Source organism: Microbacterium sp. NPDC091662, assembly GCF_044756705.1.
Lineage (GTDB): Bacteria > Actinomycetota > Actinomycetes > Actinomycetales > Microbacteriaceae > Microbacterium.
In genome coordinates, this window is the sequence record NZ_JBIVTM010000002.1 from 575,461 (window position 1) to 598,085 (window position 22,625).

Annotated in this window: 17 protein-coding genes and 3 tRNA genes; 16 read left to right on the plus strand and 4 right to left on the minus strand. The window is 67.0% G+C overall.

The features are described from left to right. Positions 1-16: 16 nt before the first annotated feature. The 4 genes from ACIQLD_RS16075 to rpoC all read left to right on the plus strand — a co-directional run bounded on the left by ACIQLD_RS16075 (position 17) and on the right by rpoC (position 10,402). On the plus strand, positions 17-982 hold the full coding sequence (locus tag ACIQLD_RS16075; RefSeq protein WP_402609549.1) for an ABC transporter permease: 966 nt from the start codon (positions 17-19) through the stop codon (positions 980-982). Then, positions 979-2,700 carry an ABC transporter ATP-binding protein gene (locus ACIQLD_RS16080; protein WP_402609551.1) on the plus strand — a complete coding sequence of 574 codons (1,722 nt, stop codon included), beginning with the start codon at positions 979-981 and terminating at the stop codon, positions 2,698-2,700. The genes ACIQLD_RS16075 and ACIQLD_RS16080 overlap by 4 nt, the downstream gene beginning before the upstream one ends. A 244-nt stretch (positions 2,701-2,944) precedes the next feature. Continuing rightward, positions 2,945-6,448: a DNA-directed RNA polymerase subunit beta gene (locus ACIQLD_RS16085; protein WP_402609553.1), complete on the plus strand. Its 3,504-nt coding sequence runs from the start codon at positions 2,945-2,947 to the stop codon at positions 6,446-6,448. Between the two features lie 78 nt (positions 6,449-6,526). Continuing rightward, the gene (rpoC, locus tag ACIQLD_RS16090) at positions 6,527-10,402 is read left to right on the plus strand and encodes a DNA-directed RNA polymerase subunit beta' (protein ID WP_021199011.1); all 3,876 of its coding nucleotides are present in this window, start codon (positions 6,527-6,529) and stop codon (positions 10,400-10,402) included. A gap of 229 nt (positions 10,403-10,631) precedes the next feature. Here rpoC and ACIQLD_RS16095 read toward each other — a convergent pair whose 3' ends face one another. Beyond that, on the minus strand, positions 10,632-11,222 hold the full coding sequence (locus tag ACIQLD_RS16095; RefSeq protein ID WP_402609555.1) for a hypothetical protein: 591 nt from the start codon (positions 11,220-11,222) through the stop codon (positions 10,632-10,634). 83 nt (positions 11,223-11,305) lie between these two features. On the opposite strand from ACIQLD_RS16095, the gene ACIQLD_RS16100 reads away from it, so the two are divergent. The 11 genes from ACIQLD_RS16100 (at position 11,306) to ACIQLD_RS16150 (ending at position 18,959) form a co-directional block, all read left to right on the plus strand. After that, the gene (locus tag ACIQLD_RS16100; protein ID WP_402609557.1) at positions 11,306-12,235 is read left to right on the plus strand and encodes a PfkB family carbohydrate kinase; all 930 of its coding nucleotides are present in this window, start codon (positions 11,306-11,308) and stop codon (positions 12,233-12,235) included. An 86-nt stretch (positions 12,236-12,321) separates the two neighbouring features. Further along, a tRNA-Tyr gene (locus ACIQLD_RS16105) sits at positions 12,322-12,406 on the plus strand. 151 nt (positions 12,407-12,557) lie between these two features. Next, positions 12,558-13,187: a hypothetical protein gene (locus ACIQLD_RS16110; RefSeq protein WP_402609559.1), complete on the plus strand. Its 630-nt coding sequence runs from the start codon at positions 12,558-12,560 to the stop codon at positions 13,185-13,187. Positions 13,188-13,265: 78 nt separating this feature from the next. Beyond that, positions 13,266-14,165, plus strand: a complete 900-nt coding sequence (locus tag ACIQLD_RS16115) for a bile acid:sodium symporter family protein (protein WP_402609561.1) — start codon at positions 13,266-13,268, stop codon at positions 14,163-14,165. 9 nt (positions 14,166-14,174) lie between these two features. Then, the gene (locus tag ACIQLD_RS16120; RefSeq protein ID WP_402609563.1) at positions 14,175-14,666 is read left to right on the plus strand and encodes an FBP domain-containing protein; all 492 of its coding nucleotides are present in this window, start codon (positions 14,175-14,177) and stop codon (positions 14,664-14,666) included. A 46-nt stretch (positions 14,667-14,712) separates the two neighbouring features. After that, positions 14,713-15,513, plus strand: a complete 801-nt coding sequence (locus ACIQLD_RS16125) for an enoyl-CoA hydratase/isomerase family protein (RefSeq protein ID WP_402609565.1) — start codon at positions 14,713-14,715, stop codon at positions 15,511-15,513. Positions 15,514-15,630: 117 nt separating this feature from the next. Then, entirely contained in the window at positions 15,631-16,620 is a 990-nt protein-coding gene (locus ACIQLD_RS16130; RefSeq protein ID WP_402609566.1) for a hypothetical protein, read from the plus strand. Beyond that, complete coding sequence (locus ACIQLD_RS16135; protein ID WP_402609568.1) at positions 16,617-17,411, plus strand: inositol monophosphatase family protein; 795 nt, start codon at positions 16,617-16,619, stop codon at positions 17,409-17,411. The genes ACIQLD_RS16130 and ACIQLD_RS16135 overlap by 4 nt, the downstream gene beginning before the upstream one ends. A 120-nt stretch (positions 17,412-17,531) precedes the next feature. Next, on the plus strand, positions 17,532-18,710 hold the full coding sequence (locus ACIQLD_RS16140; RefSeq protein WP_402609570.1) for a peptidoglycan DD-metalloendopeptidase family protein: 1,179 nt from the start codon (positions 17,532-17,534) through the stop codon (positions 18,708-18,710). A gap of 68 nt (positions 18,711-18,778) precedes the next feature. Further along, positions 18,779-18,850: transfer RNA gene (locus tag ACIQLD_RS16145), tRNA-Thr, on the plus strand. A 35-nt stretch (positions 18,851-18,885) separates the two neighbouring features. Continuing rightward, positions 18,886-18,959 (plus strand) — tRNA-Met (locus ACIQLD_RS16150). Between the two features lie 56 nt (positions 18,960-19,015). On the opposite strand, the gene ACIQLD_RS16155 is transcribed toward ACIQLD_RS16150, so the two are convergent. Beyond that, entirely contained in the window at positions 19,016-19,807 is a 792-nt protein-coding gene (locus ACIQLD_RS16155) for an META domain-containing protein (RefSeq protein WP_402609573.1), read from the minus strand. Positions 19,808-19,875: 68 nt separating this feature from the next. Here ACIQLD_RS16155 and ACIQLD_RS16160 point away from each other — a divergent pair, with 68 nt between their 5' ends. Continuing rightward, complete coding sequence (locus ACIQLD_RS16160; RefSeq protein WP_402609575.1) at positions 19,876-20,940, plus strand: zinc-binding alcohol dehydrogenase family protein; 1,065 nt, start codon at positions 19,876-19,878, stop codon at positions 20,938-20,940. On the opposite strand, the gene ACIQLD_RS16165 is transcribed toward ACIQLD_RS16160, so the two are convergent. Continuing rightward, positions 20,929-21,717, minus strand: coding sequence for a lysostaphin resistance A-like protein (locus ACIQLD_RS16165; protein ID WP_402609577.1), 789 nt, complete (start codon positions 21,715-21,717; stop codon positions 20,929-20,931). The genes ACIQLD_RS16160 and ACIQLD_RS16165 overlap by 12 nt on opposite strands. Next, the gene (locus tag ACIQLD_RS16170) at positions 21,714-22,541 is read right to left on the minus strand and encodes a CPBP family intramembrane glutamic endopeptidase (RefSeq protein WP_402609579.1); all 828 of its coding nucleotides are present in this window, start codon (positions 22,539-22,541) and stop codon (positions 21,714-21,716) included. The genes ACIQLD_RS16165 and ACIQLD_RS16170 overlap by 4 nt, the downstream gene beginning before the upstream one ends. Positions 22,542-22,625: the final 84 nt, after the last annotated feature.

Sequence of the window (22,625 nt, forward strand, 5' to 3'; positions counted from 1 at the left end):
GAAAGGAGGCGGTCGCATGACCATCGCGCTCCCGCCCGCCCAGGGCCCCTCAGCGGAGAGCGGCGGCAGCATCGACACCGTCGCCATCGCCCAGGCCGATCTGAAGAACGGCTCCGGCGGCTTCTGGCGGGACGTGTTCCGCCGCCTGCGCCGGAACCCGACGGCATGGATCGGCGCGGCCATCGTCGTGGCCTTCCTGCTCGTCGCTGCGCTCGCGCCCCTGATCGCTCCCTACCCGGAGACGGCGCTGCCGGGTGCGAAGTACATCACGCCCACCTACATCCCGGGACCGGGGGAGTTGCCGCAGTTCCCACTGGGCCTCGACCGCTTCGGCGGCGACGTGCTGTCCAAGCTCATCTGGGGTGCGCAGGCGTCTCTCATGATCGGCGTCGTCTCCACGGCCATGGGCCTGGTCGGCGGCATGATCCTCGGACTGCTCGCCGGCACTTTCGGCGGCTGGGTCGACACGCTCATCATGCGCATCGTCGACATCATCCTCTCGGTGCCGAACCTACTGCTGGCGGTGTCGATCGCCGCCATCCTCGGGCAGACCCCGTTCGCGATCATGATCGCGATCGGGGCCTCCCAGGTGCCGATCTTCGCCCGGCTGCTGCGCGCGTCGATGCTGCAGCAGCGCTCCAGCGACTACGTGCTCTCGGCGCAGACCCTCGGGCTCGGGCGCGGCAAGATCACGATGTCGCATGTGCTGCCGAACGCCATCGGCCCTGTGATCGTCCAGGGGACGCTGACGCTGGCCACCGCGGTCATCGATGCGGCGGCCCTGTCGTTCCTCGGTCTCGGTGGCGGCCGTCCGGAGACCGCGGAGTGGGGACGCATGCTCACGTACGCGCAGGCCGAACTCGCGATCGCACCCTGGCTCGCCTTCCTCCCCGGTATCTGCATCGCCGTCACGGCGCTCGGCTTCACCCTGCTGGGCGAGGCGCTGCGCGAGGCGATGGACCCCCGGACGAGGGCGCGATGAACTCGCGGGAGAACGGCGCCGTGAGCGCCGCGAAGGAGAAGCAGATGTCGACCGAACCGCTGCTGTCGGTCCAGGGGCTTGCCGTGGACTTCGCCACCATGGACGGCGTCGTGCACGCCGTCGAGGGTGTCGACCTCGAGATCCGCCCCGGCGAGACCGTCGCGATCGTGGGGGAGTCCGGCTCGGGCAAGTCCACCACCGCGATGGCCATCATCGGACTGCTCGCCGGGGGAGGCCGGATCGCCTCCGGCAGCATCCGCCTCGATGGCAAGGAGATCTCCCGCGCGCCGGAGCATGAGCTGCGCACGATCCGCGGTCGTGACATCGGGCTCGTGCCGCAGGACCCGATGTCGAACCTGAACCCGGTCGCGAAGATCGGCACGCAGGTGGCGGAGACGCTGCTCGCGCACGGCCTCGCCACACGGCAGAACGTGCAGGCCAAGGTGGTCGAGGCGCTGACCGCCGCGGGGCTCCCGGATCCGGCGCGACGTGCCAAGCAGTACCCGCACGAGTTCTCCGGCGGCATGCGCCAGCGCGCGCTCATCGCGATCGGTCTGGCGTGCAAGCCGCGACTGCTGATCGCCGACGAGCCCACCAGCGCGCTCGACGTCACGGTGCAGCAGACGATCCTCGACCAGATCGGGCAGATGACGCGCGAACTGGGCACGGCCGTGCTGCTCATCACCCACGACCTGGGTCTCGCCGCCGAGCGTGCCGAGCGGGTGATCGTGATGCACCGCGGGAAGGTGGTGGAGCAGGGCGACGCGCGCCAGATCCTGGAGGATCCGCAGCATCCGTACACGCAGTCGCTCGTGAAGGCGGCGCCGTCGGTCGCAGCGGCACGCCTGCGACCCGAGGCCTTCCGAACCCAGGAGCGGGCGGCCGACCCCGACGCCGTCGCGGCGGTCGCCGTGGCCGAGGTGGCCCCGACCGACAACATCGTGGAGATCGAGAACCTCACCAAGGTGTATCCCGTGCGGGGCCGGGGCGAGGATTTCGTGGCCGTCGATGATGTGTCGCTGGTGATCCCGCGCGGGGAGACGGTCGCGATCGTGGGCGAGTCCGGTTCGGGCAAGACCACGACCGCGCGGATGCTGCTCAAGGTGATCGAGCCGACGAGCGGGCTGATCCGCTACGAGGGCAAGGACATCGCGTCGCTGAGTCGGGCGGAGACGAAGGAGTTCCGGCAACAGGTGCAGCCGATCTTCCAGGATCCGTATTCGAGCCTGAACCCGATGTTCACGATCGAGCGTCTGATCGCCGAGCCGCTGGAGTTCTACCGACGGGGGAGCGGCGCCGATCGGCGAAAGCGCGTGCGGCAGCTGCTCGACGACGTGGCGCTGCCGCAGTCGATGCTGCGGCGGTACCCGTCCGAGCTGTCCGGCGGTCAGCGACAGCGCGTCGCGATCGCACGAGCGCTCGCCCTCTCGCCGGATCTGATCGTGTGCGACGAGCCGGTGTCGGCGCTCGATGTGCTGGTGCAGGACCAGATCCTGAAGCTGCTCGGCGACCTGCAGCGGGAGTACGGCTTGAGCTACCTGTTCATCTCGCACGACCTCGCGGTGGTGCGGCTGATCAGCGACTACGTGTGCGTCATGAAGGACGGCAGACTCGTCGAGGCGGCGACGTCGGAGGAGATCTTCACCAACCCCCGCGACCCGTACACGCGCCGTCTGCTGGCGTCGATCCCCGGTAACGAGCTGGGCATCGCCTCCTGAGAACGCCTGCGGAGATGGCCGGGCCGGACGCGATCCGACCCGGCCATCGGGCCTCATACCGCAGCTTCCCAGATTGGTCAAGGACTGTGCTTGCCATGTCGCACAATCGTGCGTATAGTTAGTAGTTGCGCTCGTTTCTCCCTGCCCTCATATGGTGGTCGGCATCTGTCGAGTTCCCGGGCGCACACTCCACCTGACGACAAAGGAATCGAGAAGCCCTGCGGGGCTCACGGAGGTTATTCCCTTGGCTGCTGCTCGCAACGCATCCACATCCACCACCACCAAGAACGGACGCGGAGCTTCCCGTCTTTCGTTCGCCAAGATCTCCGACACGCTGACGGTCCCTGACCTTCTCGCCCTGCAGACCGAGTCCTTCGGTTGGCTGGTCGGCAACGACGCCTGGAAGGCGCGCGTGGCCGAGGCCAAGAAGCAGGGGCGCACCGACGTCAACGAGAACAGCGGTCTGGGCGAGATCTTCGAGGAGATCTCTCCGATCGAGGACCTCGGCGAGACGATGCAGCTGTCGTTCACGAACCCCTACCTCGAGCCGGAGAAGTACTCGATCGAGGAGTGCAAGGAGCGTGGCAAGACCTACGCCGCTCCGCTGTACGTCGAGGCCGAGTTCATGAACCACCTCACGGGTGAGATCAAGACCCAGACGGTCTTCATGGGCGACTTCCCGCTGCAGACCGACAAGGGCACGTTCATCATCAACGGCTCCGAGCGCGTCGTCGTGTCGCAGCTCGTGCGCTCGCCCGGTGTCTACTTCGACAAGACCCCCGACAAGACGTCCGACAAGGACATCGTGTCGGCGCGCGTCATCCCGAGCCGCGGCGCATGGCTCGAGTTCGAGATCGACAAGCGCGACCAGGTCGGCGTGCGCGTCGACCGCAAGCGCAAGCAGTCGGTCACGGTCTTCCTCAAGGCGCTGGGTATGACCAGCGAGGAGATCCTCGCCGAGTTCGCCGGCTACACCTCGATCGAGGAGACGCTCGCGAAGGACACGATCGTCACGAAGGAAGATGCGCTCCGCGACATCTACCGCAAGCTCCGTCCGGGCGAGCAGGTCGCCGCCGAGGCCGCCCGTGCGCTGCTGGACAACTTCTACTTCAACCCGAAGCGCTACGACCTGGCCAAGGTCGGTCGTTACAAGATCAACCACAAGCTGGGCCTGGACCAGCCGCTGACCTCCTCGGTGCTGACCGTCGAGGACATCGTGGCCACGATCAAGTACCTGGTGCGCCTGCACGCCGGCACCGAGGAGACCTTCACGGGCATCCGCGGCGGCAAGAAGGCCGAGATCCGTCTCGCGACCGACGACATCGACAACTTCGGCAACCGTCGCATCCGCGCGGTCGGCGAGCTGATCCAGAACCAGGTCCGCACGGGTCTGTCCCGCATGGAGCGCGTCGTCCGCGAGCGCATGACCACGCAGGACATCGAGGCGATCACCCCGCAGACCCTGATCAACGTGCGCCCCGTCGTCGCCGCGATCAAGGAGTTCTTCGGAACGTCGCAGCTGTCGCAGTTCATGGACCAGAACAACCCGCTCGCGGGTCTGACGAACAAGCGTCGTCTGTCCGCGCTCGGCCCGGGTGGTCTCTCCCGTGACCGCGCCGGCGTCGAGGTCCGTGACGTCCACCCCTCGCACTACGGCCGCATGTGCCCGATCGAGACGCCTGAAGGCCCGAACATCGGTCTGATCGGTGCTCTCGCGACCTTCGCGCGCATCAACTCGTTCGGTTTCATCGAGACCCCGTACCGCAAGGTCGAGGGTGGCGTCGTCACCGAGCACATCGACTACCTCACGGCTTCCGAAGAGGTCGACTTCAACATCGCGCAGGCCAACGCCCCGCTCGATGCCAAGGGTCGCTTCATCGAGAGCCACGTGCTGGCCCGCCCCAAGGGCGGCAGCGGCGAGGTCGACATGTTCCTGCCGGAGGACATCGGCTACATCGACGTCTCCCCGCGCCAGATGGTGTCGGTCGCGACCTCGCTCGTGCCGTTCCTCGAGCACGACGACGCACAGCGCGCCCTCATGGGTGCCAACATGCAGCGTCAGGCTGTGCCGCTGCTGCGCAGCGACTCGCCGCTCGTCGGAACCGGTATGGAGGGCTACACGGCCATCGACGCCGGTGACGTGCTCACCGCCGACAAGGCCGGTGTCGTCTCCGAGGTCTCCGCAGACCGCGTCGTCGTCATGCTCGACGAGGGCGGGACGCAGGAGTACCACCTCCGCAAGTTCGACCGCTCGAACCAGGGCACGTCGTACAACCAGAAGGTCGTCGTCAACGCCGGTGAGCGCGTCGAGGTCGGAGAGGTCATCGCCGATGGCCCCGCCACCGAGAACGGCGAGCTGGCCCTCGGAAAGAACCTCCTCGTCGCCTTCATGACGTGGGAGGGCTACAACTTCGAGGACGCGATCATCCTGAGCCAGGACCTGGTGAAGGACGACACCCTCTCCTCGATCCACATCGAGGAGTACGAGGTCGATGCTCGCGACACCAAGCTCGGCAAGGAGGAGATCACGCGTGACCTCCCCAACGTCAGCCCGGAGCTGCTGAAGGATCTCGACGAGCGCGGCATCATCCGCATCGGTGCCGAGGTCCGCCCCGGCGACATCCTCGTCGGCAAGGTCACGCCGAAGGGTGAGACCGAGCTGTCGGCCGAGGAGCGTCTGCTCCGCGCGATCTTCAACGAGAAGAGCCGCGAGGTCCGCGACACGTCCCTGAAGGTGCCTCACGGCGAGCAGGGCACGATCATCGCGGTCAAGGAGTTCAACGCCGAGGACGGCGACGACGAGCTCGGCTCGGGCGTCAACCGCCGTGTCGTGGTCTACATCGCCCAGAAGCGCAAGATCACCGAGGGTGACAAGCTCGCCGGGCGCCATGGCAACAAGGGTGTCATCGCGAAGATCCTCCCGATCGAGGACATGCCGTTCATGGCGGACGGTACCCCGGTCGACATCGTCCTGAACCCGCTCGGCATCCCCGGTCGAATGAACTTCGGCCAGGTCCTCGAGACCCACCTCGGGTGGATCGCGAAGCAGGGCTGGAAGGTCGAGGGCACCCCGGAGTGGGCAACCCGTCTGCCGGAGCAGGCCTTCGAGGCGGCTCCCGGCACGAAGGTCGCCACCCCGGTGTTCGACGGTGCGAGCGAGGAGGAGATCGCCGGTCTCCTCGACGCGACCATCCCGACCCGCGACGGTGTGCGTCTGATCGACTCCAGCGGAAAGGCCCAGATGTTCGACGGCCGCTCCGGCGAGCCGTTCCCGGCCCCGATCTCGGTCGGCTACATGTACATCCTGAAGCTGCACCACCTGGTCGACGACAAGATCCACGCACGTTCCACGGGTCCGTACTCGATGATCACCCAGCAGCCGCTCGGTGGTAAGGCGCAGTTCGGTGGACAGCGCTTCGGTGAGATGGAGGTGTGGGCCCTCGAGGCCTACGGCGCCGCATACGCGCTCCAGGAGCTCCTCACGATCAAGTCCGACGACATCCTCGGCCGCGTCAAGGTGTACGAGGCGATCGTCAAGGGCGAGAACATCCAGGAGCCCGGCATCCCCGAGTCCTTCAAGGTGCTCATGAAGGAGATGCAGTCGCTCTGCCTGAACGTCGAGGTCCTCTCGGCCGACGGCACGCTGGTGAACCTCCGCGACACCGACGATGAGGCGTTCCGCGCCGCAGAAGAGCTCGGTATCAACATCTCCAGCCGCTTCGAGGCCGCCTCGATCGACGAGATCTAATCCTTCGGGGGCCCGGGACACGGTTCCGGGCCCACCGAAGCAGACTTCTCAAAAAGAATTTCCGACACAGGAGAACTAGTGCTCGAGTCCACAACTTTCGATGAGCTTCGCATCGGCCTGGCGACCGCAGACCACATCCGCGCGTGGTCCTACGGCGAGGTCAAGAAGCCCGAAACCATCAACTACCGCACCCTCAAGCCGGAGAAGGACGGTCTCTTCGGAGAGCAGATCTTCGGCCCGTCCCGCGACTGGGAGTGCGCCTGCGGCAAGTACAAGCGCGTCCGCTTCAAGGGCATCGTCTGCGAGCGCTGCGGCGTGGAGGTCACCAAGAGCTCCGTCCGTCGTGAGCGCATGGGTCACATCGAGCTCGCCGCTCCCGTCACCCACATCTGGTACTTCAAGGGCGTGCCCTCGCGTCTGGGCTACCTGCTCGACATGGCACCGAAGGACCTCGAGAAGGTCATCTACTTCGCCGCCTACATGGTCATCTCGGTCGACGAGGAAGCTCGTCACCGCGACCTGGGCACGCAGGAGAACAACATCCGCCTCGAGCTGAAGACGCTCGGCGACCGCCGCGATGCCAAGATCGCGGAGCGCCTGGCAAAGCTGGAGGAGGAGCTCGCTGCCCTCGAGGCGGAGGGTGCCAAGGCCGACGCCAAGAAGAAGGTCAAGGACGCCGCCGAGAAGGAGATGTCGCTCATCCGCAAGGGTGCCGACGAGGCGATCCTGAAGCTGGAGCGCGTGTGGGAAGACTTCCGCACCCTCGAGGTCGGTGCCCTGCGCCCGGAGGACGACGTCTTCCACGAGCTGCAGGACCGCTTCGGCCAGTACTTCGAGGCCTACATGGGTGCCGAGTCGATCCAGCGTCGCCTCGCGGCGTTCGACCTCGTCGCCGAGGCGGAGAACCTGCGTCTGCAGATCTCCGAGGGCAAGGGCCAGCGCAAGATCCGTGCGATCAAGCGCCTCAAGGTCGTCAGCTCGTTCCTCGAGACCGGCATGAGCCCGGCCGCGATGGTCCTCGACGTCGTCCCGGTGATCCCGCCGGAGCTGCGCCCGATGGTCCAGCTCGACGGTGGCCGCTTCGCGACCAGTGACCTGAACGACCTGTACCGCCGCGTGATCAACCGCAACAACCGTCTTCGTCGTCTGATCGACCTCGGTGCCCCCGAGATCATCGTCAACAACGAGAAGCGCATGCTGCAGGAGGCCGTCGACGCGCTGTTCGACAACGGCCGCCGTGGTCGTCCCGTCACCGGTACCGGCAACCGTGCCCTGAAGTCCCTCAGCGACATGCTGAAGGGCAAGCAGGGTCGTTTCCGTCAGAACCTGCTCGGCAAGCGTGTCGACTACTCCGGCCGTTCGGTCATCATCGTCGGCCCGCAGCTGAAGCTGCACCAGTGCGGTCTGCCCAAGCAGATGGCTCTGGAGCTCTTCAAGCCGTTCGTGATCAAGCGTCTGATCGACCTCGGTCACTCGCAGAACATCAAGGCGGCCAAGCGCGCCGTCGAGCGCACGCGTCCCGAGGTCTGGGACGTGCTCGAGGAGATCATCCGCGAGCGTCCGGTGCTGCTCAACCGTGCACCCACCCTGCACCGCCTCGGCATCCAGGCGTTCGAGCCTCAGCTCGTCGAGGGCAAGGCCATCCAGCTGCACCCGCTCGTCTGCGCGGCGTTCAACGCCGACTTCGACGGTGACCAGATGGCTGTGCACCTGCCGCTGTCGGTCGAGGCTCAGGCCGAGGCCCGCGTGCTGATGCTCGCGTCGAACAACATCCTGAAGCCGTCTGACGGCCGTCCGGTCACCCTGCCCTCGCAGGACATGATCATCGGTCTGCACCACCTGACCACGGTCAAGGAGGGTGCTGCCGGTGAGGGTCGTGCGTTCGGTTCGGTCGGCGAGGCGATCCTCGCCAAGGACGAGGGCTCCCTCGACCTGCAGGCGAAGATCCGCATCCGCATCCCCGGTCTGACCTTCCTCGAGGGCGAAGCTCCCGAGGGCTACGAGCGTCACGGTCTCGTCGACGCCTCGCTGGGTCAGGCGATCTTCAACGACACGCTGCCCAAGGGCTACCCGTTCGTCCGCGAGCAGGCCGACAAGAACAAGCTGTCGCAGATCGTCAACAAGCTGGCCGAGGAGTACCCCAAGGTCGAGACGGCTGCCTCGCTGGACCGCATCAAGGATGCCGGTTTCTACTGGGCTACGCGCTCCGGTGTGACCGTCGCCCTGAGCGACATCCTCACCCCGCCGAACAAGGCGGAGATCGTCGCCGGCTACGAGAAGCAGGCCGCGAAGGTCCAGTCGCAGTACGAGAAGGGTCTGACGACCGACTCGGAGCGTCGCCAGGAGCTCATCAAGATCTGGACCGAGGCAACCGACGAGGTCCAGGCCGCCATGAAGGCGAACTTCCCCGAGGACAACACCATCAACCGCATGGTGTCGTCGGGTGCTCGTGGTAACTGGCTGCAGATCCGGAACATCGCCGGTATGCGTGGTCTGGTGAACAACCCCAAGGGTGAGATCATCCCGCGTCCGATCATCTCCTCGTACCGCGAGGGTCTGTCGGTTGCGGAGTACTTCATCGCGACGCACGGTACCCGTAAGGGTCTGGCCGACACCGCTCTGCGTACCGCCGACTCGGGTTACCTGACCCGTCGTCTGGTCGACGTCTCGCAGGACGTCATCATCCGCGAAGAGGACTGCGGCACGTCGAAGGGCCTCGAGCTCCCGATCGCCGCTCCGAACTCGCAGGGTGAGCTCGTGCGCGACGCGAACGTCGAGAACTCGGTGTTCGCCCGTACGCTGGCCTCCGATGTCGTGAGCGAGTCGGGCGAGGTTCTCGCCTCGGCCGGTGACGACGTGGGTGACGTGCTGATCGACAAGCTCGTCGGTCTCGGTGTCGAGAGCATCAAGGTGCGCTCGGTCCTGACCTGCGACTCCGCCGTCGGTGTCTGCGCGCAGTGCTACGGCCGTTCGCTCGCGACCGGCAAGACCGTCGACATCGGCGAGGCCGTCGGCATCATCGCGGCCCAGTCGATCGGTGAGCCCGGTACCCAGCTGACGATGCGTACCTTCCACACGGGTGGTTCGGCATCGGCGGATGACATCACGCAGGGTCTGCCCCGCGTGCAGGAGCTCTTCGAGGCGCGTACCCCCAAGGGCGCGTCGCCGATCGCCGAGGCCGATGGCCGCATCGCGATCGACGAGACCGACAAGGGCAAGAAGGTCATCCTCACGCCCGACAGCGGTGACGAGCCGGTGATCTACCCGGTGCTGAAGCGCGCGACGCTTCTCGTCGAGGACGGGCAGCACGTCACGGTCGGTCAGCCGATCCTGGTGGGCACGCTCGACCCCAAGGAGATCATGCGTGTCATGGGCGCTCGCGAGGTGCAGCGTTACCTCGTCGGCGGCGTCCAGGGCGTGTACCGCTCGCAGGGTGTGCCGATCCACGACAAGCACATCGAGGTCATCGTCCGTCAGATGCTCCGCAAGGTCACCGTCGTCGATCACGCCGACACGACCCTGCTTCCGGGTGAGATGGTCGACCTCAAGCGCTACCAGTCGATCAACCGCGAGGCTGTGGCAGAGGGCAAGCGTCCCGCGTCCGGCCGTCCGGAGCTGATGGGTATCACGAAGGCGTCGCTCGCGACCGAGTCGTGGCTGTCGGCCGCCTCCTTCCAGGAGACGACCCGCGTGCTCACCGAGGCTGCGATGCAGGGCAAGCGCGACCCGCTGGTCGGTCTCAAGGAGAACGTCATCATCGGTAAGCTCATCCCCGCCGGAACCGGTCTCTCGAAGTACCGCGACGTCACGGTCGAGGCCACAGAGGAAGCCAAGAGCGAGCGCTACCCGAACCGGATCTTCGCATCCGACGGTGCGTACGCCGACGGCGACTTCGGCTACGTCGACTTCGACGCGTTCTCGACGGACGACATCACCCCCGGTACCTACAACTGAGGCGAGAGCCCCAGTACTGAGTACTGAGTGACGCAGAAGGCCCCAGGCGATTCGCCTGGGGCCTTCTGCGTGCCCGCACGCGTCCGATGTGGCGCGAGTGCACGGGGGAAGCTGCCGAGTGCACGGCAAGCTGCCGAGTGCACGGGTAAAGCGCGCGGCAAAGCCGTGCACTCGTCGAGAAGCCGTGCAGTCGGCGGAGGATCCTGACACGCGCGGAGCGCGCTGGACGTCAGTCGAAGATGTGCTGCACGATGCTGGAGGTGTAGCCGGTCGGCGCGAGGTTCGAGTAGCGCGTGTCGATGAGCACGTCCTCGCGCCAGAACAGCGTTCGGCCGTCGGTCACGGGGTACTGCTCGTTCGGCCAGGTCTTCTCGCAGCGCGTGCCGCCGTCCGGCGTGAAACAGGAGAAGCCCTCGGTGGTGGCCAATGCGTTGAGCATGTCGAGTGCGGGGCCACGGTTCATGTAGGAGATCTTCGTCGTGAGTCGCGTGGTGTCTGCGCGCGGGTCCGCCCAATTGCAGGTGAGGGCACCGTCAGTGCCCACTCCCGAAGGCCCGAAGGCGGCGTCGTTGAGAGGGATGTCGCCGAGTTCGGCCAGCACGGCTTCCGACAAGATCGCACGACAGTCGGTCGGCAGGGCGACGGGAGCGGCCGTCGGGGTGGGGGTGGGCGACGAGGTGCTGGTCTCCTCGCTGCCTGCCGTGTGGCCTTCCGTGGGACTGGGCGAAGGGCTCCCGCCATCGCCTTCCTGCGGGGTGCACGCCGTCAGAACGACAAGGAGGAGGAACGCGGCGGCAGCGCCGGCGAGTCGGGGCTTCATGTCCACACCGTACTGCTCGTCGGCGGCGCGACGGGAGAGGAACGCGGTGCAGCCCGTGCACGGCGCCACGATAGTGTCGGCGGGTGAGCATTCAGACTTCTTCCGCCGGTTCCGTGGTCGTGATCGGCGATGCCTTGATCGATGAGATCCGCGACGATTCCGGCGTCCGCGAGCTCGTGGGTGGTGCGGCACTCAACGTCGCCGTCGGACTGCGGCGGCTGGGAGTCGAGACGACGCTGATCGCCATGGTCGGGGAGGACGAGGCAGGCGCGCACATCCGCGAGTACCTGTCCGACCACGGTGTGCGCCTGATCGGGAGTGAGGCCCCCCTCGGCTCGTCCCGCGCGATCGTGCAGCGGGCGGCCGACGGCGAACCGCAGTACGTCTTCAACGAGGCCGCCCAGAGACGCAGCATCCGATACTCCGACGACGCTCGTCAGGCGATCGCCGACGCCGGGCTCGTCGCGATCAGCTGCTTCCCCTTCGATGTGCCGGCAGAGGTCGACGCATTGAGCGATGCCCTGGGAGACGCACGCGTCGCGGTCGATCCCAACCCGCGCGCCGGGATGCTCAGCGACCGGGAGGAGTTCGTCCGCGGGTTCGAGCGTCTCGCCGCCGCATCGGCCATCGTCAAGGTCGGTGCGGATGACGCGGCGATCCTCTACGACGGTGACCTCGACGCGCTGCGCGCGCGCCTGCGGACACTCGGTGCTGCGGCCGTCCTCGCGACTGCGGGTGCCGACGGCGCCACGATCGACGCGGATGCCGGCATCGTCTCCGCCCCCATCGCGCAGCTTCCCGGTGCCGTGATCGACACCGTCGGGGCGGGAGATGCGACACTCGCCGCCGTCGCGGAAGGCCTGGTCTCGCAGTCGCCGACCGGGCTGGGGGAGTGGCGCATGCTTCTGCTGCGAGCCATGGATGTCGCCGCCGCGACCTGTCGCGCAGAGGGCGGTCTGTTGCGGACGCCTGAGTCGCTGGCCGACTCCGGGCGCGGCGTGCACGGAAGCTGACGGTTCGATTTCTTGCACCCGCCTCCGGCAGGTATGCTTGTCTCTCGTGCCCCTGGTTGGCTGTCGAAGTCGGACGGGTGCGCTCTGGCGAGTTACCCAAGCGGCCAAAGGGATCTGACTGTAAATCAGACTGCTCTGCATTCGGGGGTTCGAATCCCTCACTCGCCACCACCACCTCCGCGGAGCACCGCGGAATCCGAAGGCCCACGCGATCACCGCGGGGCCTTCTTCATTCCCGCCGCCACCCCGACGTCGCCGCCCTGAATAGGGTGGATGACATGCTCCAGACGTCCCGCGCCCGCACCGACCTCCGAGATCGCCCATGAGCGCCCCCGCCGGGTGGTACACCGACGACCAGGGCGCGACGCGGTGGTGGGACGGCTCCCGATGGGATGGCGAGGCTCCGCTCCCCGTGGCCTCGCCGGAGTTCCCGTCGGTTCCGGATGGAACGCCTGCGAACACCGTATGGGTGTGGCTGATTGTGCTCCTCCCGGTGCTCAGCACGATCGCCGCTGTCGGCTACCTCGTGCAGGTGCAGCAGGGGATGTTCGACATGCTCGCCGTCGTGCCGCTGGACGGCTCGTCGTCATTCGACGTGGAGAGATTCATCGCCGCGGAGGTCAACGCCTTCTTCACACCGTGGTACCTGGTCCTGACCCTGTCTGGTTGGGCGATCTACGGGCTCTCCGTCTGGTTCGCCGCCCTCGATGCCCGTGAGCTCGCCGGGCGCGGGTTCGTCCGCCCCTTCCCCTGGGCGTGGACCTTCCTGTCCTCGCTCGTCTACGTGATCGGCCGCCATGTCGTGATCCGTCGACGGGGAGGACGAGGGTCGGCACCGCTCATCGTGATGATCGCCGTCCAGGTGATCGCCATCCTCGCCGTCAGCATCTGGGCGTCCGTCTTCGTGGGCCTGATCTTCGAGACGGTCTTCTCGACGGTGACGACTCGATGACGTGACCGAGTGGGCGCGAGGAGGCGATACCTGCGGATGCCGTGACACCGCGGCCCTCCATCCGCCACACTGAGTCCCATGGGATCAGCGTTGACCACCATCGGACTGCCCGTCGCTCTGGGCATCATCATGCTGGGCCTCGGGCTCAGCCTCACCCTCGCCGACTTCGCGCGGGTGCTGAAGCAGCCGAAGGCGGTGATAATCGCGCTGCTCTGCCAGCTCGTCGTACTCCCGGCGATCTGCTTCGGGCTGGTGCTCGCCTTCCAGCTGCCGCCGATCCTCGCGGTCGGCATGATGATGCTCGCCGCATCGCCCGGCGGCACGACCGCCAACCTGTACAGCCACCTGTTCCGCGGTGACATCGCCCTCAACATCTCGCTCACCGCGGTGAACTCGGTCATCGCCGTGATCACGCTCCCGGTCATCACCAACTTCGCGATCGCCTACTTCCAGCCGTTCGACGACCGGCTCGGGCTGCAGTGGTCGAAGGCCCTCGAGGTGTTCGCGATAGTGCTGCTGCCGGTCGCCATCGGCATGCTCGTGCGACGCTTCTGGCCGAAGTTCGCCGCAGGCATGGACAAACCGGTGCGGATCGCCTCTGTCGTGATCCTGATCGTCGTGATCGCAGGTGCCGTCGCATCGAACTGGGCCCTCTTGGTCGCGAACTTCACGCAGCTCGCCCTCATCACCATCCTCTTCTGCCTGGTGAGCCTCACCATCGGCTTCCTCGTGCCTCGGATGCTGCGCGTCGGCAAGCGTCAGGCGATCGCGACGTCGTTCGAGATCGGCATCCACAACGCCACGCTGGCCATCGTGATCGCGCAGTCGGTTCTCGGCTCGGTCGAGCTGAGCCTTCCCGCGGCGGTGTACGGCGTGCTGATGTTCTTCATCGCGTTCGGCTTCGGCTTCCTGATCCGCGAACGCACGGGGGAGGGCTCGGCCGGTGTTCCTGCGCCGACCCCCGGGAACGGTTCCTAGACTGGAGCGATGCGACCGCTCACCGAAGCCGAAGTCCGGGCATCGTTCGTCAACGCGGATGCCGACGAGCTGCGCCTCATGGAGATGCCGCATGACTTCCTGCTCGTCGACTGGGACTATCTCGACTTCTTCGCCTGGCAGGATCCGGGGGCGAGTCGTCGCGGCTACGTGCTCATCCCTCACGACGACGAGGTGGTCGGCATCGTGCTGCGCGCGACGGACCCCGGCCGCGCGCGTTCGGGCATGTGCAACATTTGCCACACGATGCAGCCCGGCAATCAGGTCGCGTTGCTCTCCGCACGTCGGGCGGGAGAGGCGGGGAAGCGGGGCGACTCGTTCGGCACCTATATGTGCGCCGACCTCTCCTGCCACGAGAACGTGCGTCTCGCCCACCCGCTCGCACCGAACGAGGTGAGGACTCCGGGGCAGGTCGACTTCCGCCTCGACGGCACCCGTCGCCGCATGGAGAGCTTCGTCTCGCAGGTCTGGGAGCGGGTCTGATCGCGGTTACGCTGGTCCCACACGTCCTGCGCTCGAAGGAGAAGCCATGAGTGATGCCATCCTGTTCGCCGTCGAAGAGGGAATGGCCCGGCTGACGCTGAACCGCCCCGCTCGCCTCAACGCCTTCAACGCCGACCTCGCGCACGCCTGGAGAGACGCGACCGCCGAGGCGACCTCGAGGGCCGACGTGAAGGCGATCCTCATCGATGCCGCCGGCCCCGCGTTCTGCGCCGGCGGCGACGTGATCGACATGGCGACGACGATGGGGGCGTCCGGTGCGGAGATCACGGCGCTCGCCGAGGTCATCAACGCCGGCATCCGTTCGTTGACGGAGTCGGCGGTGCCCGTGGTCGCCGCTGCCCACGGCACGACCGCAGGCGGCGGTCTGGGCATCCTGCTGTGCAGCGACTACGCCGTGGTCGGTTCGCGGTCGAAGCTCGGCAGCCTCTACGCGAACATCGGTCTGACCCCGGATCTTTCCGTCTCCGCTCAGCTCGCCCGCGCCGTCGGTCAGCGCCGTGCCCTGCAGCTCGTGCTGCAGGACCGGCTGCTGTCATCGGCTGAGGCCGTGGAATGGGGGCTCGTCGCCGAAGCCGTCGAAGGTGCGGATGCCGCCTCCGAAGCGGACCGCGTACGTGCTCGCGGTGAGGAGATCGCGCGCTTCTGGTTGGCAGGGGCCGCCGATGCGTACGGTCAGGCGAAGCGGCTGGTGCGATCGCAGCCCGAGCGCACGTTCGTCGAGCAGCTGGGTGAAGAGGCGCGTTCGATCGGAGCGGCCCTCGAGACACCGGATGCGCAGGCGAGAGTCGCGGCCTTCGCAGCGGCATCGGCCAAGAAGGCCGGCTGACTCCTCCTCCCCAGACGCGGGGATCTTGAGAGGTTTTCCGCGACGAGGGCGGCGCCCGTGGCATCTGCGCGTGCGCGTGGCAGGATGAAGGCATCGCCGCACGACGAGAGGATCGCCATGTCCCAGCCGGACATCACCACGCATCAGACGCAGGGTGAGAAGAAGAACATGTCGCTGCTCATCAGGGGCTCTCTGTGGATCGCGATCGGAGCCCTCATCGCCGCAGCGCTGGTGTGCGTGATCTGGGTGCTCATCGGCGATCAAGACGGTCTGATCGGTCGCGCCTTCCTCACGATCCTGCTGCTCGCGGCGTTCGCAGGGATCGCGATCCTCGAAGCCGGACTCGCGCCGAACCGCCCCGACTGGCTCCAGCTGGCCAGCATGGTGAGTTGGATCATCGCCCTCCTCGTCGGAGCCGTGAAGATCTGGCTGCCGGAAGACGGCTTCTACTTCGGTGCCGAGCGCTTCTTCCAGCTGCTCCTCGTCGTCGGCATCCTGCAGCTCGCCCTGTTGCACGTGCGCCTCTTCACACCCGCTGCTCAGCGATACGTGACCACCTTCACACGCATCATCTACATCGTCACGATCACGTTCCTCGCCGGTCTCGTCGGCATGCTCGTGTTCTTCCTCGCCTTCCCGAACACATTCCACTACGGCGAGCTGTATTGGCGCATCGTGGTCGCTCTCACGATCCTCGTCGCCGTCGGCACGACACTGATCCCGCTGCTGAACGCGCTCTTCGCGCCGAAGAAGAAGGCGCCCGCCGATCGCGCGGTGGCCGCGGCGCCCTCCTGGCCCACCTACGCAGACGGCGTCACCCCGCTCCCGGCGCTTCCCGACGCATCGCCCGACTGGAATGCCTACTACACCGGGTACCCGACCCTCGCTCCGCAGCAACAGGCGCTCGCCTCGGCACCCTTCTCCACCTTCCCGGTCGTGCTGCAACCCGTGCCACCACAGCCGGCCGCTCCGCAGTTCGCGCAGCCGGTCGCCCCCGCTCCGACGGCTCCGGGAGAGCATCCGGTGCCGCCGGCGCCGGCCGTGCAGCAAGAGAGCTCGCCGGCATTCCCGCCGCCTCCTCCCGCTCCGCAGCAGCCCGCACCGTGACCCTGCAACTCGAGCTCCGCGATCTCGCGAGCGAGATCGCGGAAGAAGCCGGGCGGCTCGCGCGCACGCGTCGACAGGAGGGGGTGCGTCTGGCGGCCACCAAGTCGTCGCTGGCCGACATCGTCACCGAAGCCGACCGAGAGGTCGAGGCGCTCATCCGCGAACGTCTTCGTGCGGCGAGGGCCGATGACGGTTTCCTGGGGGAGGAGACCGGTGCCGAGGTCGGCAGCAGCGGGATCACCTGGGTCGTCGATCCCATCGACGGCACCGTCAACTATGCGTACGGCATCCCGGCGTACAACGTGAGCATCGCGGCAGTCCGAGGCGAGCCCGACCCCGAGACCTGGGAGGCGCTCGCCGGAGCGGTCAACGCGCCCGCGCTCGGAGAGATGTTCACGGCCGCCCGTGGCCACGGCGCCTGGGCGAACGGCGACCGTCTCGAGGTGACCGGCGAGACCCCGGCCGGAGCACTGCTCGCCACGGGGTTCGGTTACGACCCGACCACGCACGAGGGCGACATCGCCACCGTGGCGCGAGTGATGCCGATGGCCCGCGACCTGAGACGTATGGGGGCCGCAGCGCTCGACCTCGCCTTCGTCGCGGCGGGGCGACTGGACGGATACTTCGAGCGGGGCCTTCGGCCGTGGGACTTCGCTGCCGGTGCCCTCCTCGTCGAGGAGGCAGGTGGGGTGGTGTCGCGCATCGACATCGACACTCCGCGCCCGATGCTGATCGCGGGCGGAGCGGATGTGCACTCCCGGCTACGCGCCATCCTCCACGACGAACATTGAACGATTCATGGCATTCTCAGACTGATCAAGATATGGTTTATGCGATCGTTACTTTCACCACCCGAAGGTGAAAGTCAAAGTTTGCGCCCCCGAGCTTGACGCACAACCGAGAGAAACGCTTTGCCCTTCGAGAATCCCCAGGCTGCCTCTGCGCCCACGCGCCGGTCCAGCCGACTCCGCACTGCGGCCTCTGAGGCCCTCGCGGCGGGACCGACGGCACCTGTTTCCGCCGCCGACTCCACTGCCGTCGACTCCACTGTCGTCGCCCTCGCCGCCGTCGCCCCGCTTTCCCGCCGCGCCGCCCGTCAGCGCCCGGTGAGCGACGACGTCGTCGCCGAAGCGCTGGTCGAGCCCTTCATCGCCGCGAGCTCGGAGCCGATCATCGCCGATGTTCCCGACGTGCCCGGCGACGATGCCGACGCGTTCGAGCGTGCCTCCCGTGCGTTCCGCGCGACAGGCACGGTGCCCACGGTCTCCGCGGCTGATCGGCCGCGCCCGCAGCCCGAGCGCACATCCGACGACGAGCCCGGCGTTCCCGCGCACGTGGCCGCCCGTCGGCCCCGCAACATCCGCAAGGCCGTGACTCTCAGCGCGACCGTCGGGGTGATGAGCCTCGCCGGTCTTCTCGCGGTGTCCATGACGCTCCCCGCCGAGGCGGTCGCCGGCGTACAGGGTGCTTCGACGGCGTCGATGTCGCTGGTGTCGGCTTCCGCCGCCGAGTCGAAGGACGCTGCCGAGGGTGAGATCCAGGCCTTCGTCGCCCCGTCCGGTGTCGAGAGCGAGGCGCTCACCCGTGCCGACGACTTCAGCACGGTCTCGCTCGCCGAGGTCGCCGCCGAGCAGGGCATCAACTACTCGGGTGAGATCTTCACGAACGACCCCGACGCCGCGATCCAGTGGCCGTTCCTCGTCGGCGTGGGCATGAGCTACGGCTACGGCATGCGCAGTGGCCGTCTCCACGAGGGCATCGACTTCGTGCCCGGTAACGGGGCGCCGATCCAGGCCATCGCCGACGGCACTGTCCGCATCGCGACCGAGCAGGGCGGCGCTTTCGGCGTCACGGTCTACATCGACCACGTCATCGATGGTCAGGTCATCACGAGCCACTACTCGCACATGCAGTACGGTTCCCTGAACGTCAAGGCCGGTGACACGGTGACGGTCGGCACCATCGTCGGCAAGACCGGCAACACGGGCCGTTCCTACGGCGCCCACCTGCACTTCGAGCTCATCGTCAACGGATCGACCATCGACCCGATGCCCTGGCTCAAAGCGAACGCCGGTCGAACGTCGTACTGACCAGCTCGATTTCATGAGGACGCCACAGTGGTGGTATTCTCGTACGGTTGCCCCGCGAGGGGCAGCACGCCCCGATAGCTCAGTGGCAGAGCACTTCCATGGTAAGGAAGGGGTCGTCAGTTCAATCCTGACTCGGGGCTCGCAAGCATTCTTCTCACGCGGACGGATGCCTCGCGGCAGGGTAGCTCAGCTGGTTAGAGCGCACGACTCATAATCGTGAGGTCGCGGGTTCAAGCCCCGCTCCTGCTACAGAATGAAACCCCGGTTCGCCGGGGTTTTTCTGGTTCCGGGGTGCGATTCGCGTCTCAGCGCGCCGGTTGCAGGCCGCCGATGGGTGAATCCATGTCGCCGTTGACGTACATGTACCCGTCGACGATGTCGGCCGACCGTCCGACGCTCAGCCAGGTGTCGACGCCATCGCACACGTTCGTCGTCTGGGGGACGAGCGCTTCCAAGCCGATCCTGCCTGTGGAGCCCTGCGTCCATCGGCCACTCAGGTCGTTGCATCCGTCGTTGCCGTCGACGGTGCCGTCGGCGGAGAACCGCAGGTACGGGGTGCCGCCGACGCTCGCCTCCCAGTCTCCGACGGGGTCGGGGAGCGGCGGTGGCGTCTCGACCGGAATCTCGCCGCTCGCGATCCTGTCGTTCCGCTCGTGCATCGGGGCCAGGCCGACCTGGAACAGGATGCTGGTCACGATCGCCGAGAGCAGCACGAGGACGACGCCGAGCAGCGGGCCCCAGTACGCGGGCTTCCTCATGCGTCGGCACACCACAGCCACGACCACCGCCGCGAGGACCGAGGCGCCGATCGCCCACGGATAAGCGGCGCGGGCGCCGAAGGCGAGCTCCAGATCGCAGTCGCCTTCGCAGCCGACAGCGCTGAACGACTCGAGGATCTGCGCAAAGTATGCAACGAGGAGGATCAGAGGGATGAGGATCCAGAGGCTGACCGCGAGTCCGCGCCGCTCCGGTCGTTCCTGGTTCGCTGTCCTGACCGGGGAGTTCGCCGCGCGCATGCCGTTGAATGTAACACCCGCGACGCTGAGGCGCGGCCGCGACGGGGGCGCTCCGCCGAGGTCGCCTGTCTCGACAGACACAAGGCAGTATCTTCTGGATACCAGGAGCGCTTGCGGGTAACTAGAGGGCTTCGGATAGCGTGACGCGCATGGCAACCACGAACATCTCCGACTCCGCTCCCTCTCCGCTCTCGCTCCCCGAGCGCATGCCTGCGATCGGCGCCCGCGGTCGACGTCCCGTGACCGATCCCACGTCGCTCGGCGACATCTCGCTTCCGGTACCGAGCCCCGAAGGCCGAGATCTTCTCGTCGAGGTGCAGGGTGTGTCGGTGAATCCCGTCGACGTGAAGGTGCGCGCCGGTGCTCCCACCACGGGTGCGCCGCGGATCCTCGGATATGACGCGGCGGGGGTCGTGGTCGCCGTCGGCGACGGGGTCACGCGTTTCGCGGTGGGGGATCGCGTCTACTACGCCGGCCAGATCGATCGCCCCGGCACTGACGCCCGATTCCACCTCGTGAACGAGAACATCGTGGGGCATGCTCCGCGCACGCTGTCGGTCGCCGAGACGGCCGCGTTGCCCCTCACAGCCATCACTGCTTGGGAGAGTCTCTTCGACCGTCTCGCCCTCACCCGCGAGAGTGAAGGCGTGCTCCTGGTGATCGGGGCCGCAGGGGGCGTCGGGTCGTTGGTCATCCAGCTCGCGAAGGCACTCACACGCCTCGAGGTCATCGCGGTGGCCTCTCGGCCCGAGACAGCCGAGTGGGTGCGGCGGATGGGCGCCGATCACGTCGTCGGCCGCGACTTCGCCACCGCGGTGTCGGCGCTCGCTCCCGCCGGTGTCGACTATGTGTTCACGTCGTTCACCCCCGGCAACGTCCGCGCGATCGCCGACGTCATCCGACCGCGTGGACAGGTGGTCTCCATCGACGAGACCGGGGGCAGCATCGATGCGCTCAAGGCGAAGAGCGTCACCTGGCACTGGGAGCTCATGTTCACGAGACCGGTCACCGACCCCGCCGATCACTACCAGCACGACCTGCTGGGAAGTGTCGCCGCTCTCGTCGACGACGGCACCCTCCGCACCACGCTGACGACCCACCTCAGTCCGCTGAACGCCGAGACCATGCGTCAGGCGCACGAGATAGTCGAGTCGTCTCGCACCATCGGGAAGGTCGTGGTGACCGACTGGCCGGAGGCGAGCCTACTGCCGTGAGGTCGACCCGAGCGAGGGGGTGCGCTCGTCCGTTCCGCGTATCACGACCCAGACGATCGCCACGCCGATGATCCCGACCAGCAGATAGACGAGGTTGGCGATCGCGGAGATGCCGTTCGGCGTGCCCACCCCCGCTGCGAAGACCGAGAAGTCCCAGACTCCGTGCAGCAGCATCGCCCAGATGAGCGAACCCGTCACCCGACGCAGGATGTAGAGCGCCGTTCCCATGAGGAAGGCCGTGCCCACCTGACTGACGGTGCCTGCGAACGGCGCTCCGAGCAGCACGTTGACGAAGTGCATCACCGCGAAGAGGGCAGAGGAGATGAGCCACACCCAGACCTCGGAGAACCGCGAACGCAGTGCTGTGAGCAGCAGTCCGCGGTGCACGATCTCTTCGGTGAAACCGACCAGGAGGAGCACGAGGGATGCGCCGAGGAAAGCGCCGCTGTACGCACTCCAATCGGTACCGGCCAGATTCAGCACGGCGGCCACGGCGACCAGGATCGGAACGAAGATCGGCCAGGTGTGACGGCTGCGTTGCGTCTCGTGGATCGCCGGACCCCACCAACCGAGCAGGCTCGTGGTGATCGCGAGGAGAACCGTCGCGACGATGAGAGAGAGTCCGGCTCCGAAGAAGAGGTTGCCGGCGCTGTCGCCCCACGTGTCGTAGGGGATTCCCGTGGACTTCTGGATCGCGAACACCAGAACGATGTAGCCGACCCAGATGACCAGGCCGATCCAAACCCGCGGCTGCACGCGGAGCGACGTCGCCGTCATGCGGGACGCGTCTCCGAGAAAGTCGGCTCAGCGTCGCCGACCCGGCCGCGGATGAAGAAGATCAGCACGAAGCCGGTGATGATCACGGCGATGTTGCCGAACGCGGCGAAGGCCGTGAGCGCGCCCTCCGCGGGATACGCGGACTGCAGGAAGATGCTCGGGTCGGTGCTCGCGTGCAGCAGGATCGGTGCGAGCAGCGTCCCGGTGACACGGAGGGCGAGGTACATCAGGATGCCGAACGCGAAGGTGTACAGGACCTGGATGACGGTGGTCAGCAGGGGCTGTCCCGAGAGCAGGTTGCCGGTGTGGAGGAGGGAGAACAGCGTGGCCGAGATCACCGCGACGACGATCTCGCGGTAGCCGGCCTTGCGCATCAGGTTCACGACCAGGCCGCGGGTGAGGAACTCTTCCGTGAAACCGATGAGGAGTCCGGTGAGCAGCCACGTCAGGACGACGTCGACGCCGACATCTCCATAGTCGATCGTGGCGAACCGGAGGACGTTGAAGATCAGGACGACGACGATCGCGATCCACATCCAGCCGCGGCCGCGGATCGGCTGGCGAGCGAAGAGTTCTCGCCACCACCTGACCGACAGGGTGAAGAGGGCCAGGATCACAGCTCCGATGATCTCGGGCAGCAGGTAGAACACCGTGACGCCGGCTGTGCCCGCCGGGTCCTGGACCTGCTCGGCGAGAGGGGCGAGCGCCAGCGACAACAGTTGGAACAGGGCGAAGTAGACGGCGGTGAGCAGGAGGGCCCGCCACCAGCCGCCCTTCTCCCAGAAGGTCTTCCAGAAAGACGTGGAGGATGCGGGTGACGACATGGGGGGCTCCAGGCGGGGTGGGGGATGTCCTACTGGTCGCAAGTTTGGCGCAGACCGGCATATCGCGTCCACCTGATCGTCACG

Bases quoted from the DNA above. Each gene is read 5' to 3' on its own strand.
- ACIQLD_RS16130 (WP_402609566.1), top strand. From the start codon at position 15,631: ATGTCCCAGCCGGACATCACCACGCATCAGACGCAGGGTGAGAAGAAG.
- ACIQLD_RS16120 (WP_402609563.1), top strand. From the start codon at position 14,175: ATGCGACCGCTCACCGAAGCCGAAGTCCGGGCATCGTTCGTCAACGCG.
- ACIQLD_RS16165 (WP_402609577.1), bottom strand. From the start codon at position 21,717: ATGACGGCGACGTCGCTCCGCGTGCAGCCGCGGGTTTGGATCGGCCTG.
- ACIQLD_RS16125 (WP_402609565.1), top strand. From the start codon at position 14,713: ATGAGTGATGCCATCCTGTTCGCCGTCGAAGAGGGAATGGCCCGGCTG.
- ACIQLD_RS16075 (WP_402609549.1), top strand. From the start codon at position 17: ATGACCATCGCGCTCCCGCCCGCCCAGGGCCCCTCAGCGGAGAGCGGC.
- ACIQLD_RS16110 (WP_402609559.1), top strand. From the start codon at position 12,558: ATGAGCGCCCCCGCCGGGTGGTACACCGACGACCAGGGCGCGACGCGG.
- ACIQLD_RS16080 (WP_402609551.1), top strand. From the start codon at position 979: ATGAACTCGCGGGAGAACGGCGCCGTGAGCGCCGCGAAGGAGAAGCAG.
- ACIQLD_RS16160 (WP_402609575.1), top strand. From the start codon at position 19,876: ATGGCAACCACGAACATCTCCGACTCCGCTCCCTCTCCGCTCTCGCTC.
- ACIQLD_RS16170 (WP_402609579.1), bottom strand. From the start codon at position 22,541: ATGTCGTCACCCGCATCCTCCACGTCTTTCTGGAAGACCTTCTGGGAG.
- ACIQLD_RS16115 (WP_402609561.1), top strand. From the start codon at position 13,266: ATGGGATCAGCGTTGACCACCATCGGACTGCCCGTCGCTCTGGGCATC.
- ACIQLD_RS16095 (WP_402609555.1), bottom strand. From the start codon at position 11,222: ATGAAGCCCCGACTCGCCGGCGCTGCCGCCGCGTTCCTCCTCCTTGTC.